The organism is Rhodobacter sp. SY28-1 (assembly GCF_005222785.1).
Classification (GTDB): domain Bacteria; phylum Pseudomonadota; class Alphaproteobacteria; order Rhodobacterales; family Rhodobacteraceae; genus Tabrizicola.
In genome coordinates, this window is record NZ_STGH01000011.1 from 1 (window position 1) to 552 (window position 552).

The 552-nt window shown below is 67.6% G+C and carries 1 protein-coding gene; it reads left to right on the plus strand.

What is annotated here, in order from left to right; translation table 11 throughout:
• On the plus strand, window positions 1-552 hold a 552-nt coding region (locus E8M84_RS21345; protein ID WP_394347445.1), incomplete at both ends, for a calcium-binding protein.

A 552-nucleotide genomic window follows, 5' to 3' on the forward strand; every position in this document is an offset into this window, starting at 1 on the left:
CGAGACGACGTTCCTGCACCTCGCCCCGGACAGCGACCTGATCGACAAGGGCGTCAACGTCGGCCTGCCCTCCATCGGCAAGCCCGACCTCGGCGCGTTCGAGGCGGGGACTGTGGTCGATCCCCCCGAGGCGCCCGGCAAGACGATCCTCGGCACCAACCGCTCCGATCGCCTCACCGGCACAGACGGCGACGACACGATCAAGGGACGCGACGGCAACGACCGGCTCGTCGGCGGTGCCGGCGACGACAAGCTCTACGGCGGTGCCGGCAAGGACCGCCTCCTCGGCGGTGAGGGCGACGATATTCTGAAGGGCGGCAAGGGCAAGGACAGCCTCGACGGCGGCTTCGGCGACGACACGCTGAAGGGCGGCGGCGGCAAGGACATGTTCGTGTTCAAGGCCGATTTCGGCGAGGACCGGATCACCGACTTCAAGCCGGGCACCGACAAGATCGTCTTCGACCAGGACGTGTTCGCCGATTTCGCTGCCGTCAAGGCGGGCATGTATGCCTGTGCGGAAGGCGTCATGATCGACACGGCCGGCAGTGCCGT